Genomic DNA, 17,296 nt, shown 5'->3' with positions numbered 1-17,296 from the left:
CATAAAGACCATTTAAATAAAAAGGAGTGTTCATATATCATGAATAAACGTGTAAAAATCGTTGCAACTTTAGGTCCTGCGGTAGAAATCCGTGGTGGTAAAAGATTTGGTGAAGATGGCTATTGGAGCGAAAAATTAGATGTTGAAGCATCGGCTCAAAATATTGCAAAATTAATCCAAGCTGGTGCAAATACATTCCGTTTCAACTTCTCGCATGGTGATCATGCAGAACAAGGTGATCGTATGGCTACTGTTCACCGTGCAGAAGAAATTGCTGGTCAAAAAGTTGGTTATCTTCTTGATACAAAAGGACCTGAAATTCGTACAGAATTATTTGAAGGTGATGCTAAAGAATACTCTTACAAAACGGGTGAACAAATCCGTGTTGCAACGAAACAAGGTATCAAATCAACTCGCGAAGTTATTGCTTTGAACGTAGCAGGTGCACTTGACATCTTTGATGACGTTGAAGTTGGAAAACAAGTTCTTGTTGATGATGGTAAACTTGGTCTGCGCGTTATTGCAAAAGATCCTGCTACACGTGAATTTGAAGTAGAGGTTGAAAATGATGGAATTATCGCAAAACAAAAAGGTGTGAATATTCCAAATACAAAAATTCCTTTCCCAGCGCTTGCTGAACGCGACAATGATGATATTCGTTTCGGTTTGGAACAAGGAATCAACTTTATCGCTATTTCATTCGTACGTACTGCAAAAGATGTTAATGAAGTTCGTGCAATCTGTGAAGAAACTGGTAATGGACATGTGAAATTGTTCGCTAAAATCGAAAACCAACAAGGTATTGAAAACTTGGATGAAATCCTTGAAGTAGCTGATGGTATCATGATTGCTCGTGGTGACATGGGTATTGAAGTTCCATTTGAAATGGTTCCAGTTTACCAAAAAATGATTATCACAAAAGTCAATGCAGCTGGTAAAATTGCGATTACCGCAACAAACATGCTTGAAACAATGACTGAAAAACCGCGTGCTACTCGTTCAGAAGTATCAGACGTGTTTAACGCTGTTATTGACGGAACAGATGCAACAATGCTTTCAGGTGAATCTGCAAATGGTAAATACCCACTTGAATCTGTAACAACTATGGCTACAATTGATAAAAACGCTCAAACTCTATTGAATGAATATGGACGTTTGTCATCAGTTGACTATGCTCGTAGTTCTAAAACAGAAGTTGTTGCTTCAGCAGTGAAAGATGCTACAAACTCAATGGATATTAAATTGGTCGTTACAATCACTGAAACAGGTAACACTGCACGATTGATTTCTAAATATCGTCCTGACGCTGATATCTTAGCAGTAACATTTGATGAATTGACACAACGCTCATTGATGTTAAACTGGGGTGTTATTCCAGTTGTAACTGAAAAACCTGCTTCTACTGACGACATGTTTGAAGTTGCAGAAAAAGTTGCTCTTTCAACAGGATTAGTAGAATCAGGTGACAACATTGTGATTGTAGCCGGTGTCCCAGTTGGAACTGGTGGAACAAACACTATGCGTATCCGCACAGTTCGTTAATTTGTATTACTAAAAGAAAAGAAGCTTATCAATCAACGTTTTTCTAGTTTGATTGGTAGGTTTTTTAGTTGCAGATAAAAATAGGAATAGCAATTTACTTTTTCCGCCTTTGTTTATTTTCTGAAAACATGATATAATAAATAAAAGAAGAGGAGAGAGAATGGTAAAGAGAGATTTAATTAGGAACATTATTATTTTATCCGTCATTGTAATAATTATCGCTTGTTTGCGAATTTTTATTTTTACACCATATGGCATTACCGCAAAAGATGCGAATCATTTTTTGAAAGACAGAGATATTGTTATTGCCAATAAGAACAAAAAAATCAAAAGAGATGATTTTGTATTGTATGAGGTGGATGGAAAAGAATATGTCGGACGTGTCGTTGGTTTAGGAAATGACTCTGTCGTTTATATGGATGATGTACTGTACTTAAATAATAAAATTAAGTCAGAAGATTATTTAACGAAAGATAAGGAAAAATATTTAGCGAAGGCTACTAATACAGGCTATTTCACTCATGACTTTACTATTCAGACATTAACAAAATCAAATACAAATATAATTCCAGCAAAATCTTATTTGATCTTAAATGATAATCGACAAAATATGGAAGATAGTCGGAAATTTGGTTTGATTGCAGAGAAACAAATTAAGGGAGTTATCTCTTTTAGAGTGCTCCCCTTGGATCAATTTGGTTTTATTAAAATGAAGTAGCATTAAGTGTTAAAAAAGCGAAACTGAAAATTTATATTTCAGTTTCGCTTTTTCGTGTTTCCTGATGAAAAACATTTTGCCATGTTTCGTGACGACGCCAAAGACTGGTATGGATAATTCCATCTTCTTCATAACAAATTAATTTTGTTTTTTGACTGATAGAAGTTAAATGGAAATTTTTAATAGGAGATTGCTTTCCTTTTTCGATTTGAAATTCTTTTTTGTTCATTTGGTAGCCATCTTGGGAAATGTAAACAAATTCAGGAGCTAGTAAGTCCTCTAATTGGCTTCCCTGCTCGACTAATTGTTCTCTCATAAATAATTTTCGATAAACATTGTCCAAAATTTCATCCTCTGGGATAGGTGCGGGCTCAATGTGGATGTCAATATCAAAAACTCCAAATCGATCTTTGAGCATAAATTCAACTTGATCGGCAATTTCATGACTTTCATAGACAGATAAGTCGGGATTCATTTCTAAAATGAGGTCAAGATAGATGTTACTACCATAAGTACGACCTCTTTGAGATTTAACACGGGAAATTTTAGGGATTTCTAAAATGGCTTCTTTGTATTCTTTTAAAAGATTTTCATCAAAACCGTCTGATAGACTAAAAGAGGATTCCATAAAAATTTCGTAAGCCGTTTTAAGAATGAAAAAGGTGATAATGATGGCAACAAGTTTATCCACGATCGGGAAATTTAAGGCACTTGCGATGATTGCAATCGTTGTACCAAGAGAAGTGATAGCATCAGATAAATTATCTTTGGCAGCAGCATCAAGCGCTTTAGAATGTGCTTTTTTTGCTAAGGATTTATTATAAAAGTAAACACCGGTCATAATTAAAGCGGAGACCATTCCAACTAACGCACCCAAAGGATCAATGATTGTTTCTTGGCGAGAGATAATTTTTTGAACGGTATCAATCAGAACATCAAAGCCAACAAAAAACATGATAAGAGAAGTGACAAGACTAGCCAAGTCTTCAATTTTCCAGTGACCAAATTTGTGATCCGTGTCAGCCGGTTTGCGTGCCATACGAAGCCCTATCAAAACGGCAATATTAGCCACAATATCTGAAACATTGTTAAAACCATCGGCTGTCAAACTGGAGGATTGTAAGGTAGAGCCAGTAATAATTTTAGCAATTGATAAGATGATGTAGGTTACAATAGCTAAAATAGCACCGCGCTCTGCGAGTTTAAGATTTTTTGCTGGATTATTCATGAGTTTTCCTTTCAGAAAGTTTATTATAACGCTTTTTACGTGATTTTTCAAACTTTTATAGGACGAAATGGTGTGAAGACTTCTCTTTCTAGTTTAGCTTATGAGTTATTTTTGTTATAATAGAACCATTGACTTTGAAAGAGGAAAAAAGATGAATCCCTTATTAACAGGTATGAATGACCGTCAAATGGAGGCAGTTCAAACAACGGAAGGTCCTTTGCTGATTATGGCAGGAGCTGGGTCTGGAAAAACACGTGTTTTAACCCACCGTATTGCCTATTTGATTGATGAAAAGTTAGTCAATCCTTGGAATATCTTGGCAATCACCTTTACCAATAAGGCTGCTCGAGAAATGAAGGAGCGGGCATTTTCCTTAAATCCCGCAACAGAAGATTGTTTAATTGCGACTTTTCACTCGATGTGCGTGCGGATTTTGCGTAGGGAAGCTGACCATATCGGCTATAACCGCAATTTTACGATTGTCGATCCTAGTGAGCAGCGGACTTTGATGAAGCGTATTCTCAAAACACTCAATTTAGATCCTAAAAAGTGGAATGAGCGCGCCATTCTGGGCACCATTTCCAATGCCAAGAACGACCTGATTGATGAGGTGGCCTATGAGAATATGGCTGGTGATATGTATACAGAAATTGTGGCTAAGTGCTATACAGCCTATCAAAAGGAACTGCGCCAGTCAGAGGCTATGGACTTTGATGATTTGATCATGCTGACTCTGCGACTTTTTGACAACAATTCTGATGTTTTAACCTACTACCAGCAGCGCTACCAGTATATCCATGTCGATGAGTATCAGGATACCAACCACGCCCAGTACCAGCTGGTAAAATTGTTAGCTTCTCGCTTTAAAAATATCTGTGTAGTTGGGGATGCTGACCAGTCTATCTATGGCTGGCGGGGAGCCGATATGCAGAATATCCTGGATTTTGAGAAGGATTATCCGGAGGCCAAGGTGGTCCTGCTGGAAGAAAATTACCGCTCGACCAAGATCATTCTGCAGGCTGCCAATGATGTTATCAAAAATAATCGTAACCGCCGTCCCAAAAATCTTTGGACTCAGAATGAAGATGGCGAAGAAATTGTCTACTATCGAGCTAATGACGAGCAGGATGAAGCTCTCTTTGTTGCTCGGACCATTGTTCAGCTGACCCGAGAAGGCTACAGTCATAAGGATTTTGCAGTTCTTTACCGGACCAATGCTCAATCACGGACGGTGGAAGAAGCCCTGCTCAAGGCTAATATTCCTTATACTATGGTGGGGGGCACCAAATTCTATAGCCGTAAGGAAATACGGGATGTCATTAGCTATCTAAATCTCATTGCCAACACCAGTGATAATATCAGCTATGAGCGGGTGGTGAATGAGCCCAAGCGTGGTGTTGGGCCGGGAACAGTAGAGAAGATTCGGAATTTTGCAGCCAGTCAAAATGTGTCTCTTTTAGAAGCCTCCTCACAGATTATGCTTTCACCTGTCAAGGGGAAAGCCGCTCAGGCAGTTTTTGACTTTGCTAATCTCATTTTGAATCTGCGCGAACGATTGGATGAGTTGACGGTGACAGAATTGGTGGAAATAGTTCTTGAAAAGACGGGTTATACTGAGCAATTAGTAGCTCAAGGGACGCTGGAAAGTCAGGCTCGGATCGAAAACATTGAGGAGTTCCTATCTGTAACCAAGAATTTTGACGAGAATCCTGACAATCTTGTTGATGAATCCGGCCTAGACAAGCTTAGCCGCTTCCTCAATGACCTAGCTTTGATTGCAGATACAGATGATAACGCTCAGGAAAACTCAGAAGTGACACTTATGACGCTACATGCTGCCAAGGGGTTAGAATTTCCAGTTGTTTTCATTATTGGTATGGAAGAAAATGTCTTCCCACTTAGTCGTGCGGCAGAAGATGAAGATGAGCTAGAGGAAGAGCGCCGATTAGCCTATGTCGGAATTACTCGTGCTGAAAAAGTCTTGTTCCTAACCAATGCTAGTTCACGGCTACTTTACGGGAAAACTAATTACAATCGGCCAACTCGTTTTCTCAATGAAATTAGCTCAAGCTTGTTGGATTATCAAGGATTAGCTCGACCGGTCAATACGTCTTTTAAAGCCTCCTATGTAAATGGAAAAACTATCCAGTTTGGTCAAGGAATGAGTCTCGCGCAAGCATTACAAGAACGAAAACGACAAGCAGCACCAAGTAGTATTGCCTCAAGTCAGTTGCCGTTCGGTAAGAATGTGGAAGCGACTCAGCCAGATCTTGATTGGGCTATCGGTGACATTGCGCATCATAAAAAATGGGGAGACGGAACTGTATTGGAAGTATCAGGTAGCGGTAGTAGCCAAGAATTGAAAATCAATTTTCCGGAGATTGGATTAAAGAAACTTCTGGCCAGTATTGCCCCTATTGAGAAGAAGTCATGAGTAACATTTTGATTGAACTTAGATAGACAAATTTAGCTTTCATGGGTTTAGGAAAAACCAAAAAAGGCGATAGAACTGGTTCAGAAAGATATATCGTTCTAGTTATTACTACAAGGTAGTTGAACCAGTTTTAGAAACAGATCTAGAGATGAAAGTGAAAAATATTTTTTGGAAAACAAGGCTCGATTTGGAGCTAGAAAAATCAAACAGGTGCTTAAAGCCGAAAGATTTCAGCTATCACGTCGTCGAATCCGCCGAATCATGAAACGATTAAACCTCGTTTGTGTGTCTCAAAAAATGACCTTTAAGCCTTAAGCCCCATTTAAATATGAGGCTTTTTTTCTGCAATGAAAAAAGCCCTCTGATCTCTACAGTGGATTTACTTACTACAGAAATGATAGAGGCGAAGTTTACTGTTTTTCATTTGTATTTAAGAATGATATAATAAAATGTAGAAATTTCTTGAATGAGGTGTCTTATGAACGAAATCAAATGTCCCAACTGTGGGGCAGTCTTTATAGTCAATGAAAGTCAGTACAGCGAGCTTCTGGCTCAGGTGCGAACGGCGGAGTTTGACAAAGAGATCCATGTTCGAATTGAGCAGGCGTTAGCTCTGGAAAAACAAAAGGCACAGAATGAGCAACAGCAAACATTAAGCCAGAAAGAATCTGAAATCCAAGAACTCAAGGCGACTATTTCCAATTTTGAATCACAAAAAGAACTGATAAAAAAGGATACAGAGCGGGTGCTGTCTGAAAAACTCATTAATAAAGACAAGGAGTTGCTGGACTTGCAGTCGCAACTGGATCGTATGAAGTTGGAACACCAAAATGAATTACAAGCTTCGCTGACAACCATTGAAAAAGAACGTGACCAGATTCAAAACCAGCTTTTGTTGCAAGAGAAAGAAAATGAATTATCTCTTGCATCTATTAAACAAAATTACGAAGCTCAGCTAAAGGCAGCCAATGAACAGGTGGAATTTTACAAGAACTTTAAAGCACAACAATCTACTAAAGCCATTGGAGAGAGTTTAGAACACTACGCTGAAAACGAATTTAACAAAGTTCGCAGCTTTGCTTTTCCTAATGCTTACTTTGAGAAGGATAATAAAATTTCTGAACGAGGATCCAAAGGGGATTTCATTTTCCGTGAGTGTGATGAAAACGGAGTAGAAATCATTTCTATTATGTTTGAAATGAAAAATGAAGCGGACGGTACGGAGAAGAAGCATAAAAACGCTGATTTTTACAAAGAATTGGATAAGGACCGCAGGGAAAAGAAATGTGAGTATGCTGTTTTGGTAAGCATGCTGGAATCAGACAACGACTATTTCAATACCGGTATTGTCGATGTTAGCCATGAATATGAGAAGATGTACGTGGTGCGGCCACAATTTTTCATTCAGTTGATTGGACTTTTGCGCAATGCTGCGCTCAATTCTCTCAAATACAAGCAGGAGCTGGCTCTGGTTCGCGAGCAGAATATTGACATTACCCACTTTGAAGACGATTTAGAAACCTTTAAAGTAGCCTTTGCTAAAAATTATAATTCAGCTTCTAAGAATTTTAACAAGGCGATTGAAGAAATTGACAAGGCTATTAAACGAATGGAAGCAGTCAAACAAGCACTTCAGACGTCAGACAATCAACTGCGCTTAGCTAACAACAAACTGGACGATGTCTCAGTCAAAAAACTGACCCGCAAAAATCCTACCATGAAAGCCAAGTTTGAAGCCTTGAAGGAAGACTAGAAGGATCCTATGCAGATACGTAAAGCAACCATAAAAGATGCTGAAGCCTTACTGTCTCTATACGAAGACTTGGGCTATCCAACGACCGTATTTAATCTGGCTCGGTGTTTAGAAATAATTCTCTCTCAGCCGCATTATAGCTATCTTTTAGCTGAAAGAAACGGAGAGATTTTAGGTTTCTTAGGTTATGCAAAGCTCTTCTTTTTTGAAGTAGCTGGCTCTTACTATCGTATTTTGGCTTTGTCTGTTGCAAAAGAGGTAAGGCGACAGGGAATTGCTAATAAGCTCATCAATAAGTTGAAAAAACAAGCGGTAAAAGAAGGAATTAAGGTACTGGCTCTAAACAGTGGATTAACTGCTGAACGAAATGCTGCACATCGGTTTTATCAGGCAGTTGGATTTGAAAAAGTGACTGCCGGCTTTGCTTTGTATTTAAAAAGTCAACACAGATAAATCATGAGAAAAATAGTAGAGGAAACAAAGTAATGTCTACAGCAAAAGGGCGGATCTTATATTTTAACGAAAAAAGTATCGATTATGTAACTTTTGGAAAGGGCAAGGAAACTCTCGTTATGATACCCGGTTTGGGAGATGGACTAAACACAGTCAAGGGAATGGCACAGAGTTTATCTTTTGTTTATCGACATCTAGGGAAAAAGTATCAAGTATATATTCAGCCGTATCAATGAATTACCCAAAAAATATTCTACAAAAGATATGGCTGCAGATATAGCGAAAGCTATGAATGCTTTAAGCATTGAATCGGCTTTTGTATTGGGGGGCACAAGGTGGAATGATTGCTCAGCATTTAACCTTAGACTTTCCAGAAAAGGTGAAAAAATTGGTGTTAGCAGTGATGGCAGACCAATCCACTAGTTTACTTGAAAAACGAGTTAAAAATTGGTTATTACTAGCGAGAGAAGGAATTATACAGAATCGATGTTGGATATAGCTCGCGTTTCTTATACAAGCAAGAGCTATTCCTACCTTCGCTATCTTTATTGGTTTTGAGCCAGCTTGGGAAAATAAAAGATCAACATCGTTTGTCAATACAAGCGCAGTCTTGTTTAGAACATCGCTCGAATTTGTTAGAGAGTACAATATGTCCAACACTTATTATTGATGCAGCTGATGATCAAGTTATCGGACTGGATACCTCGTGTGAGCTGGAGCAAACCATTCCAAAGAGTCGCTTGGAAATTTTAGAAGACTGTGGACATGCTCTTTATGAGAAAAATAAGGAATTTAATCAATTGTTGCTAGGATTTTTAGCAGAATAAAGGAATCAAATGGACGGAATTATCAATTTAAAAAAGGAAGCGGGGATGACCTCGCACGATGCGGTTTTTAAGCTGCGCAAGATTTTACAAACTAAGAAAATCGGTCACGGAGGAACATTGGATCCAGATGTGGTGGGGGTTTTGCCTATTGCAGTCGGGAAAGCCACGCGATTGGTAGAATTTATGCAGGACGAAGGTAAAATCTATGAAGGAGAAGTCACTTTAGGTTTTTCAACAACAACTGAAGATGCGAGCGGTGAGGTGCTTGCAAAGACTCCTGTATTGGCTCCCTTGGATGCAAAATTGGTAGATGAGGCTATCGCTAGTTTGACAGGTCTCATTACTCAGATTCCTCCCATGTACTCGGCTGTCAAGGTGAATGGACGAAAACTCTACGAGTATGCTCGAACTGGAGAAGCAGTAGAGAAACCGAAGCGACAAGTGACAATTTACAGCTTTGAGCGGACTACCCCCATTTCTTATGAAAATCAGACAGCCCGATTTAACTTTCGAGTTAGATGTAGCAAAGGCACTTATATCCGCACGTTGGCAGTTGATTTGGGAGTAAAATTGGGATATGCTTCTCACATGTCTCAATTGACTCGGACTTCTGCAGCTGGTATGCTTTTGGAGGAAGCCTTGACCTTGGATGAAATAGCAGAGCAGGTAACAGTAGGGGATTTCTCCTTTCTCCAACCACTCGAATTGGGTATAGGGGATTTGGTTAAGATAGACCTTACAAAAGAACAGGCAGAGGATGTGCGATTTGGTCGATTTATTGATGTAAATTCAAATGAAACTCAAGTAGCTGGATTTTTTCAAGGGAAATTGCTTGCTATTCTAGAAAAGCGTAACAAAGAATATAAACCTAGAAAAGTATTTCTTTAACATTTTGTGATAAAATAGATAAGTGATGAAAACGATTAGAATTAAAAATGAGCAAAACATTCAACAAATTGAACATACAGTATTAGTGCTAGGATATTTTGACGGATTACATAAAGGTCATCAAGCACTGTTTGCTGAGGCGAGAAAGATTGCAGCAGCAAAGGATTTGAAAATTGCAGTGCTGACTTTCCCAGAATCTCCCAAATTAGCCTTTGTACGGTATCAGCCTTCGCTAATGCTTCATTTGACAAGCCCAGAAGAGCGCTTACAACAATTAGAAAATCTTGGCGTAGATTATCTTTATTTGGTTGATTTCACTAGTCAGTTTGCTCGCAATACGGCTGAACAATTTTTTACAAAATACATCTCGCGTTTGAAAGCAAAAACAGTCATTGCAGGTTTTGATTATCATTTTGGTTCTGATCGACGCAGTGCGGAAGATTTGGAGAAACTGTTTGAAGGACAAGTTATCATAGTTCCTTCTGTAAATTTCAATGGAGTAAAAATTAGCTCAACTCGCATTCGAGAGACGGTACTGGCAGGAAATGTCGCAGAGAGCAATCAATTGCTGGGCTATTCGCTATCCACTAGTGGAATTGTTGTTCATGGCAATGCAAGAGGGCGAACGATTGGCTATCCAACAGCAAATCTTGCTCCGCTGGATCGAGTTATTTTACCAGCAGATGGTGTCTATGTGGTCGATGTAGAGCATGACGGACAGATGTATCGCGGAATGGCTAGCGTCGGGAAAAATGTCACTTTTGAAGGTGATGAACTTCGTTTTGAAGCCAATATTTTTGATTTTTCACAAGATATTTATGGTGATACTATTCGTATTTTTTGGTTGGATAAAATTCGAGATATGGTTAAATTCGATAATGTGGACGAACTAGTCAAGCAATTGCAAGCCGATAAGGAAATCGCAAGATATTGGTCTCCTAAAAATGAAAACCACTAAATCATGTATTAAGCTTCTTGTTTTTCCTAAAAAAATAGGAGAAAATTTGTAAAAATGCCTAGTAATCTTACATAAAATTTAGTATAATGATAACAGTTACAAATAATAAGAAGAGAAATGCATGGTTACACTATTTTTATCACCGAGTTGTACAAGTTGTCGCAAGGCGCGTGCATGGCTATCCAATCATGAAGTTCCTTTTGAGGAGCACAATATCATGACGAGTCCTTTATCTGCTCCAGAATTACAACATATCCTTTCTCTGACAGAGAATGGAACAGATGACATCATTTCAACTCGTTCAAAAATTTTTCAAAAATTAAATTTAGATGTTGAGAATTTATCAATTTCTGAATTACTTCGTTTAATCGAAGAAAATCCAAGTCTTTTGCGTCGCCCGATTATTTTAGAAGGTAAACGAATGCAAATTGGATTTAACGAAGATGAAATCCGTGCGTTTTTACCTCGCGGATATAGAAAACAGGAATTGCGCGATGCAACTCTAAGAGCTGAGATTGAATAATATGAATAAAAACTATCGTTACCCACTAGACATGTCGTGGAGCACTGAAGAGCTTGCTTCAGTGCTTTCTTTTTTGAATGATGTTGAGCAGGCTTATGAAGCGAAAATAGCAGCAGAGAAGATATTGGCGTCCTATCAACTCTTCAAAAAAATTGTTCCAAGCAAAGCTGAAGAAAAGCGGATTGGACGTGAATTTGAAATAGCAAGTGGCTATTCCTTATATCGAGCTGTTCAAGCTGCAAAACAAAAGGAGAAAGGAATGTTTTCTCTTGGAAAAGAAATTTAATTTTGCCAAACAAATTGTTCTGAATGTAGCTTCTTACATCAAAGAGCATTTGGATGATCAATTAGAAATCGAAACCAAATCCAGTCCGTCTGATTTGGTAACTCAAATGGACAAGGAAGTTCAGGATAATTTAGTAACCTGGATTTTAGAAGCTTATCCTACGGATCACATTTTAGCTGAGGAAAATGGACTGCGTCATTCTATTTCGGATGGCAATGTTTGGGTTATTGATCCTATTGATGGTACAAATAATTTTGTCGCACAAAAAGCTGATTTTGCTGTTGTATTAGCTTATTTTGAAAATGGGATTGGTCAATTTGGTGTCATTTATGATGTGATAGGAGACAAGTTGTACCATGGTGGTGGTCAATTTGATGTCTATTGCAATGAGCAGAAATTGTCCCCTTACCAAGATCGTCCCTTGAATCAATTTTTAATGGCATCAAATGCTGGTATTTTTGAGCGCAATGATTGGGGAATTGCTGATTTGGCGAAAGAAACCTTAGGAGTTCGAGTGTATGGAAGTGCTGCAATCAGCTTTAGTAAGGTTTTGTCAGGTCAACTTTTGACTTATATTTCCTATATTTGCCCTTGGGATTATGCCGCAGCTTCCATTATGGGAGATAAATTAGGATATACGACAGTGACATTTGATGGTAAGCAGCCTGATTTTGAAAGTCATCAGGGGATTATGATGATTCCAATGATGAAATTAGACGAAATTAAAAAATACATATATCGAAAGCGAGAGGATTAGATGCATTTTCCAAAAGGATTTAAAGAAAAATACTACAATCTTTTGGGAGAGGAGGCTCCCTCTTTTTTTCTAACTTTTGATGAGGAGCCGGTTTCCGCTTTTCGAGTAAATCCACTAAAAGAACATCAAAAACATTTTCTAAATCCTATCTCCAACACGAACTGGGGTTATTATGGCAAGATTTCTGGAAAATCAATAGAGCATGTTACAGGCTTGGTGTATTCTCAAGAACCTGCTGCGCAAATGGTTGCTCAAATTGCAGCACCGCGTCAAGATATGAAAGTGCTTGATTTGGCTGCAGCGCCGGGTGGTAAATCCACTCATTTGTTGTCATACTTGAATAATACAGGTGTGCTTGTTTCCAATGAAATCAATTCAAAACGTTCGAAGGTTTTAGTAGAAAATATTGAGCGTTTTGGAGCGAGAAATGTAGTGGTGACGAATGAATCTGCTGATAGGTTAAGCCAAGTTTTTCAGGGTTATTTTGATTTGATTGTCTTAGATGCACCTTGCTCTGGTGAAGGAATGTTTAGAAAGCAGCCGGAAGCAATGGAATATTGGAGTGAATCTTATCCGACTCAGTGTGCGCAGGTTCAGCGTGAGATATTGGAAAATACGGTAAAGATGTTGGCGACGAATGGCGAACTCATTTATTCCACTTGTACTTGGTCGCCAGAGGAAAACGAACAGATAGTGGATTGGTTGTTAGAAAATTATCCACTTGAATTAGTCGAAATTCCTAAAATCAATGGGATGATTGCAGGTATTAACTTTCCAGAAACTGCACGTATGTATCCTCACCGTTTCAAAGGTGAAGGTCAATTTGTTGCAAAATTTCGCCTTTGTAGTAAGCAATCAGCAAAAAAATTAAAAGTAAAAAAGTGCCATCTGACATCTGAGCAGAAGATGTTGTGGCAAGAGTTTCAAAGAGAACATCTAGCTATAGATCTGACTGGAGAATTACAGACTTTCGGTGATCATTTGTATCTGTTACCACTAGGGCTGCCAGATATGTCGAAATTAAAAATTGCTAGAAATGGCTTATATCTGGGAGTCTTTAAGAAAAAACGTTTTGAACCAAGTTTTGCTTTGGGCCTTGCTTTAAAATCAAACGAGGTGAAGCGAGTAATTGAAATTGATGAGGAGCAATTTAAAAAATATGTTGCTGGTGAAATAGTAAATCTCGATCAAAAATATGGAAATGGTTGGTACCAGATAATCGTTCAAGGCAATGGTCTAGGATTTGCAAAAGTAACTGGAAATACTCTGAAAAATTATTTTCCAAAAGGCCTCAGATTTCAATAAAAAATCTTTCCAAAATCATCTATATATGTTATAGTGAGATGAGATGCAAAGAAGTTAGAAAAATCATATATCAACAAGCGTTTTCGTATCTTAAAAGGAGATTATTTTGGTAAAGCATAAAAAAATACTTTTGTTTATTACTCTTATGTTTTGTAGTATCAATTTGTCAGCTTGTGCTTCCTGGATTAACCGTGGTGAATCAATAACAGCTGTAGGCTCAACTGCTTTGCAGCCTTTGATTGAAGCGGTTGTAGACAAATATACTGAAGAAAACCCGAAAAAAATTGTCAATGTGCAAGGTGGTGGATCAGGTACAGGATTATCACAAGTTCAATCAGGTGCAGTAGATATTGGAAATAGTGATTTGTTTGCAGAAGAAAAAGACGGAATCAAGGCTAAAACTTTGGTGGATCACCAAGTTGCTGTAGCGGGTACGGCGATTATTGCAAATAAAGGAATTAAGGTAAATAATTTATCAACAGATCAACTACGCAAAATTTTTACTGGTGAATATACGAACTGGAAACAAGTTGGCGGGCAGGATTTGGAAATTACAATTATCAATCGTGCGGTCGGTTCTGGTAGCCGTGCTGTTTTTGATAGTATTATTATGAAGGGCAAGGAAGCCAAGCAGGCGCAGGAGCAAGATTCTAACGGGATGGTCAAAACGATTGTGTCGCAGACTCCAGGTGCTATTTCTTACTTAGCTTTTTCTTATGTTGATACGAGTGTAAAAAGTTTAAATTTGAATGGCTATAAGCCCACAAAGAAAAATGTAACACTTAATAATTGGCCACTTTGGTCTTACGAACATATGTACACTAAGGGAGAACCCAATAAACTTGCTAAGAAATTTCTGGATTATATAATGACATCAGAAGTACAAAATAATATTGTGGGAAAAATGGGCTATATTCCTATCAATGATATGAAAGTGACTCGTAGTCTTGATGGAACAATTAGCTCAAAGTAACAGAAAGAGTATAGAATAACATGAACGAAGTAGCAAAAAAGATGCTGACAAAGTCAAAGAATTCTCGTTTGGAATCTTTTGGAAAAACCATTACCTTTCTTTGTATGAGTTTAATTGTCTTTGTCGTTGCAATGATTTTATTGTTTGTAGCAGAGAAAGGTCTTTCGACCTTCTTTGTTAATAAAGTAAATATCTTCAGTTTTCTTTTCGGAGCAACATGGAATCCATCTGGTAAGGAGTTTGGCGCTCTACCGATGATTCTTGGCTCTTTCCTCGTAACTCTTCTATCAGCGTTATTGGCGACACCATTTGCAATTGGAGCGGCTGTTTTTATGACGGAGGTTTCTCCTAAAGGTTCAAAAATTCTCCAACCGGCTATCGAACTTTTAGTCGGAATCCCATCGGTTGTATATGGTTTTATCGGCTTACAGGTTGTCGTTCCCTTTGTTCGTATTATGTTTGGTGGGACAGGTTTTGGAATTTTATCGGGGATTTTTGTTCTCTTTGTCATGATTTTACCGACGGTGACTTTTATGACAACAGATAGTTTACGGGCTGTACCGCGACATTATCGAGAAGCCAGTATGGCTATGGGAGCGACTCGCTGGCAAACTATTTGGCGCGTGACGTTAAAAGCAGCTCGATCCGGTATTTTTACAGCTATTGTCTTTGGAATGGCTCGTGCTTTTGGTGAGGCATTGGCGATTCAAATGGTTGTAGGAAATTCAGCTGTTATCCCAACCTCTTTGACGACACCTGCTGCAACTTTGACTTCTGTCTTAACAATGGGAATTGGCAATACTGTTATGGGAACCGTTAATAACAATGTCCTTTGGTCACTCGCTCTGGTTTTACTTTTGATGAGCTTAGCTTTCAATACTGTGATTAAGTTGATTACAAAGGAAAGAGGTAAGAAGAACTATGCACGCTAAAAAAATAGATAAATTGGCTACAGGTGTCCTCTATACCATTGCAGGAATCATTGTGAGCATTCTTGCCTCTTTAATTCTTTACATTCTAGTAAGAGGATTACCTCATGTCTCTTGGAAATTCTTGACTGGACAATCGTCTTCCTATCAAGCGGGTGGAGGAATTGGAATTCAGCTTTATAATTCGTTATTTCTGTTAGTTATTACTTTAATTATTTCCATTCCGTTATCAATGGGAGCAGGAATTTACTTATCTGAATATGCTAAGAAAGGGTTGGTAACAGATTTTGTCAGAACTTGTATTGAAATTTTATCATCTTTGCCTTCCGTTGTTGTCGGTCTCTTTGGATATTTGATTTTTGTTATTCAATTCCAATATGGTTTTTCAATCATTTCTGGTGCTCTGGCTTTAACTGTATTTAATTTGCCACAAATGACACGTAGTGTAGAAGATAGCTTACAGCATGTGCATCATACACAGCGTGAAGCGGGACTTGCTCTTGGCATTTCTCGTTGGGAAACAATTATTCATGTTGTAGTTCCAGAAGCATTACCAAGTATTGTGACAGGAGTTGTATTAGCTTCTGGACGAATTTTTGGTGAAGCAGCTGCACTTATCTATACAGCAGGTCAATCCGCCCCAGCCCTTGACTGGTCAAATTGGAACATTTTTAGTGTAACCAGCCCAATCTCTATTTTTCGTCAGGCTGAAACATTGGCTGTTCATATTTGGAAAGTCAATAGTGAAGGAACGATTCCTGATGCTGTGGAAGTGTCAGCTGGATCAGCAGCGGTACTTCTCATCTTTATTTTAATTTTCAACCTCGGTGCTCGTAAACTTGGAAGTTATCTGCATAAAAAATTAACATCTGCCTAAAAGGAGAAGAAATGACAGAGTATAACTGGAATGAAAAACATATTGTTACTTTTCCTGAAGAAGAAGTTGTGTTATCAACAAAAAATTTGCATGTTTACTATGGTAAAAATGAATCCATTAAAGGGGTTGATATGCAGTTTCAGAAAAATAAAATTACAGCTCTTATAGGACCTTCGGGTTCTGGGAAATCAACCTATCTTCGTAGCTTGAATCGAATGAATGATACGATTGACATCGCCAAAGTTACTGGTGAAATCTGGTATGAAGGGATTGATATCAATCGCTCAGACATCAATGTTTATGAAATGCGTAAGCATATCGGAATGGTTTTTCAAAGGCCAAATCCATTTGCCAAATCCATTTATCGTAATATTACTTTTGCGCATGAACGTGCTGGTGTCAAAGATAGGAAGATTTTAGATGAAATTGTTGAAACATCTCTAAAGCAGGCAGCTCTTTGGGAACAGGTAAAGGATGATCTTCATAAATCTGCTTTGATGTTATCAGGCGGTCAGCAGCAACGTCTCTGTATTGCTCGCGCTATTTCCGTGAAGCCAGAAATACTTTTAATGGATGAACCTGCTTCTGCGCTCGATCCAATTGCAACAGCGCAGTTAGAAGAAACAATGTTAGAGTTGAAGAAGAACTATACGATTATCATAGTAACTCACAGTATGCAACAGGCGGCACGTGCTAGTGACTATACTGGTTTCTTCTATCTTGGTGATTTAATCGAATATGATGAAACTGCCAAGATTTTCCAAAATGCTAAGTTGCAGTCTACCAATGATTATGTGTCTGGCCATTTTGGATAAGAAACTGTGATTAATTTAGAATTTATTAAA

General features: G+C 38.2%; 16 protein-coding genes and 2 pseudogenes. 17 read left to right on the top strand and 1 reads right to left on the bottom strand.

Features of this window, described 5'->3' with window-relative positions; translation table 11 throughout:
- Positions 1–39 precede the first annotated feature (39 nt).
- Positions 40–1,542, top strand: a complete 1,503-nt coding sequence (gene pyk, locus HMPREF1514_RS03470; protein WP_037597210.1) for a pyruvate kinase — start codon at positions 40–42, stop codon at positions 1,540–1,542.
- A gap of 160 nt (positions 1,543–1,702) precedes the next feature.
- Positions 1,703–2,260, top strand: coding sequence for a signal peptidase I (gene lepB / locus HMPREF1514_RS03465; protein WP_003069538.1), 558 nt, complete (start codon positions 1,703–1,705; stop codon positions 2,258–2,260).
- A gap of 31 nt (positions 2,261–2,291) precedes the next feature.
- Here lepB and HMPREF1514_RS03460 read toward each other — a convergent pair whose 3' ends face one another.
- Entirely contained in the window at positions 2,292–3,488 is a 1,197-nt protein-coding gene (locus HMPREF1514_RS03460; protein ID WP_037597209.1) for a cation diffusion facilitator family transporter, read from the bottom strand.
- A 151-nt stretch (positions 3,489–3,639) separates the two neighbouring features.
- On the opposite strand from HMPREF1514_RS03460, the gene pcrA reads away from it, so the two are divergent.
- The 15 genes and pseudogenes from pcrA to pstB all read left to right on the top strand — a co-directional run bounded on the left by pcrA (position 3,640) and on the right by pstB (position 17,266).
- On the top strand, positions 3,640–5,922 hold the full coding sequence (gene pcrA / locus HMPREF1514_RS03455) for a DNA helicase PcrA (protein WP_037597208.1): 2,283 nt from the start codon (positions 3,640–3,642) through the stop codon (positions 5,920–5,922).
- Between the two features lie 94 nt (positions 5,923–6,016).
- Positions 6,017–6,234 (top strand): annotated as a pseudogene (locus HMPREF1514_RS09640) (IS3 family transposase); the annotation flags it as partial.
- A gap of 166 nt (positions 6,235–6,400) precedes the next feature.
- Complete coding sequence (locus HMPREF1514_RS03450; RefSeq protein WP_037597206.1) at positions 6,401–7,675, top strand: DUF2130 domain-containing protein; 1,275 nt, start codon at positions 6,401–6,403, stop codon at positions 7,673–7,675.
- Positions 7,676–7,684: 9 nt separating this feature from the next.
- Positions 7,685–8,128, top strand: a complete 444-nt coding sequence (locus tag HMPREF1514_RS03445; protein WP_037597205.1) for a GNAT family N-acetyltransferase — start codon at positions 7,685–7,687, stop codon at positions 8,126–8,128.
- A gap of 32 nt (positions 8,129–8,160) precedes the next feature.
- A pseudogene (locus tag HMPREF1514_RS09635) lies at positions 8,161–8,955 on the top strand (alpha/beta fold hydrolase).
- Positions 8,956–8,964: 9 nt separating this feature from the next.
- Positions 8,965–9,843 (top strand): tRNA pseudouridine(55) synthase TruB, encoded by an 879-nt coding sequence (gene truB, locus HMPREF1514_RS03435; RefSeq protein ID WP_037597204.1) that lies wholly within the window; start codon positions 8,965–8,967, stop codon positions 9,841–9,843.
- 25 nt (positions 9,844–9,868) lie between these two features.
- Positions 9,869–10,801 carry a bifunctional riboflavin kinase/FAD synthetase gene (locus HMPREF1514_RS03430; protein ID WP_037597202.1) on the top strand — a complete coding sequence of 311 codons (933 nt, stop codon included), beginning with the start codon at positions 9,869–9,871 and terminating at the stop codon, positions 10,799–10,801.
- Positions 10,802–10,922: 121 nt separating this feature from the next.
- Entirely contained in the window at positions 10,923–11,324 is a 402-nt protein-coding gene (locus tag HMPREF1514_RS03425; RefSeq protein WP_037591083.1) for a Spx/MgsR family RNA polymerase-binding regulatory protein, read from the top strand.
- A 1-nt stretch (position 11,325) separates the two neighbouring features.
- On the top strand, positions 11,326–11,610 hold the full coding sequence (locus HMPREF1514_RS03420) for a UPF0223 family protein (protein ID WP_037597265.1): 285 nt from the start codon (positions 11,326–11,328) through the stop codon (positions 11,608–11,610).
- Positions 11,594–12,367, top strand: a complete 774-nt coding sequence (locus HMPREF1514_RS03415; protein ID WP_037597201.1) for an inositol monophosphatase family protein — start codon at positions 11,594–11,596, stop codon at positions 12,365–12,367. The genes HMPREF1514_RS03420 and HMPREF1514_RS03415 overlap by 17 nt, the downstream gene beginning before the upstream one ends.
- Entirely contained in the window at positions 12,368–13,672 is a 1,305-nt protein-coding gene (locus HMPREF1514_RS03410; protein WP_037597200.1) for an RsmF rRNA methyltransferase first C-terminal domain-containing protein, read from the top strand.
- Positions 13,673–13,778: 106 nt separating this feature from the next.
- Positions 13,779–14,645 (top strand): phosphate ABC transporter substrate-binding protein PstS family protein, encoded by an 867-nt coding sequence (locus tag HMPREF1514_RS03405; RefSeq protein ID WP_037597199.1) that lies wholly within the window; start codon positions 13,779–13,781, stop codon positions 14,643–14,645.
- 20 nt (positions 14,646–14,665) lie between these two features.
- Positions 14,666–15,577: a phosphate ABC transporter permease subunit PstC gene (gene pstC / locus HMPREF1514_RS03400; RefSeq protein ID WP_037597198.1), complete on the top strand. Its 912-nt coding sequence runs from the start codon at positions 14,666–14,668 to the stop codon at positions 15,575–15,577.
- The gene (pstA, locus tag HMPREF1514_RS03395) at positions 15,567–16,451 is read left to right on the top strand and encodes a phosphate ABC transporter permease PstA (protein ID WP_003069508.1); all 885 of its coding nucleotides are present in this window, start codon (positions 15,567–15,569) and stop codon (positions 16,449–16,451) included. Before pstC ends, pstA begins: the two co-directional genes overlap by 11 nt.
- A gap of 11 nt (positions 16,452–16,462) precedes the next feature.
- Positions 16,463–17,266 (top strand): phosphate ABC transporter ATP-binding protein PstB, encoded by an 804-nt coding sequence (pstB, locus tag HMPREF1514_RS03390; RefSeq protein WP_003069507.1) that lies wholly within the window; start codon positions 16,463–16,465, stop codon positions 17,264–17,266.
- The last annotated feature ends 30 nt before the right edge of the window (positions 17,267–17,296 follow it).

The organism is Streptococcus sp. AS20 (assembly GCF_000524255.1).
Classification (GTDB): Bacteria; Bacillota; Bacilli; order Lactobacillales; family Streptococcaceae; genus Streptococcus; species Streptococcus constellatus.
The sequence above is the reverse complement of the archived record's forward strand: the minus strand, read 5'-3'. Positions and strand labels throughout refer to the sequence as shown.

Bases quoted from the DNA above. Each gene is read 5' to 3' on its own strand.
- HMPREF1514_RS03450 (WP_037597206.1), top strand. From the start codon at position 6,401: ATGAACGAAATCAAATGTCCCAACTGTGGGGCAGTCTTTATAGTCAAT.
- pcrA (WP_037597208.1), top strand. From the start codon at position 3,640: ATGAATCCCTTATTAACAGGTATGAATGACCGTCAAATGGAGGCAGTT.
- HMPREF1514_RS03430 (WP_037597202.1), top strand. From the start codon at position 9,869: ATGAAAACGATTAGAATTAAAAATGAGCAAAACATTCAACAAATTGAA.
- HMPREF1514_RS03410 (WP_037597200.1), top strand. From the start codon at position 12,368: ATGCATTTTCCAAAAGGATTTAAAGAAAAATACTACAATCTTTTGGGA.
- HMPREF1514_RS03460 (WP_037597209.1), bottom strand. From the start codon at position 3,488: ATGAATAATCCAGCAAAAAATCTTAAACTCGCAGAGCGCGGTGCTATT.
- truB (WP_037597204.1), top strand. From the start codon at position 8,965: ATGGACGGAATTATCAATTTAAAAAAGGAAGCGGGGATGACCTCGCAC.
- pstC (WP_037597198.1), top strand. From the start codon at position 14,666: ATGAACGAAGTAGCAAAAAAGATGCTGACAAAGTCAAAGAATTCTCGT.
- HMPREF1514_RS03425 (WP_037591083.1), top strand. From the start codon at position 10,923: ATGGTTACACTATTTTTATCACCGAGTTGTACAAGTTGTCGCAAGGCG.
- HMPREF1514_RS03420 (WP_037597265.1), top strand. From the start codon at position 11,326: ATGAATAAAAACTATCGTTACCCACTAGACATGTCGTGGAGCACTGAA.
- pstB (WP_003069507.1), top strand. From the start codon at position 16,463: ATGACAGAGTATAACTGGAATGAAAAACATATTGTTACTTTTCCTGAA.
- pyk (WP_037597210.1), top strand. From the start codon at position 40: ATGAATAAACGTGTAAAAATCGTTGCAACTTTAGGTCCTGCGGTAGAA.
- lepB (WP_003069538.1), top strand. From the start codon at position 1,703: ATGGTAAAGAGAGATTTAATTAGGAACATTATTATTTTATCCGTCATT.
- pstA (WP_003069508.1), top strand. From the start codon at position 15,567: ATGCACGCTAAAAAAATAGATAAATTGGCTACAGGTGTCCTCTATACC.
- HMPREF1514_RS03445 (WP_037597205.1), top strand. From the start codon at position 7,685: ATGCAGATACGTAAAGCAACCATAAAAGATGCTGAAGCCTTACTGTCT.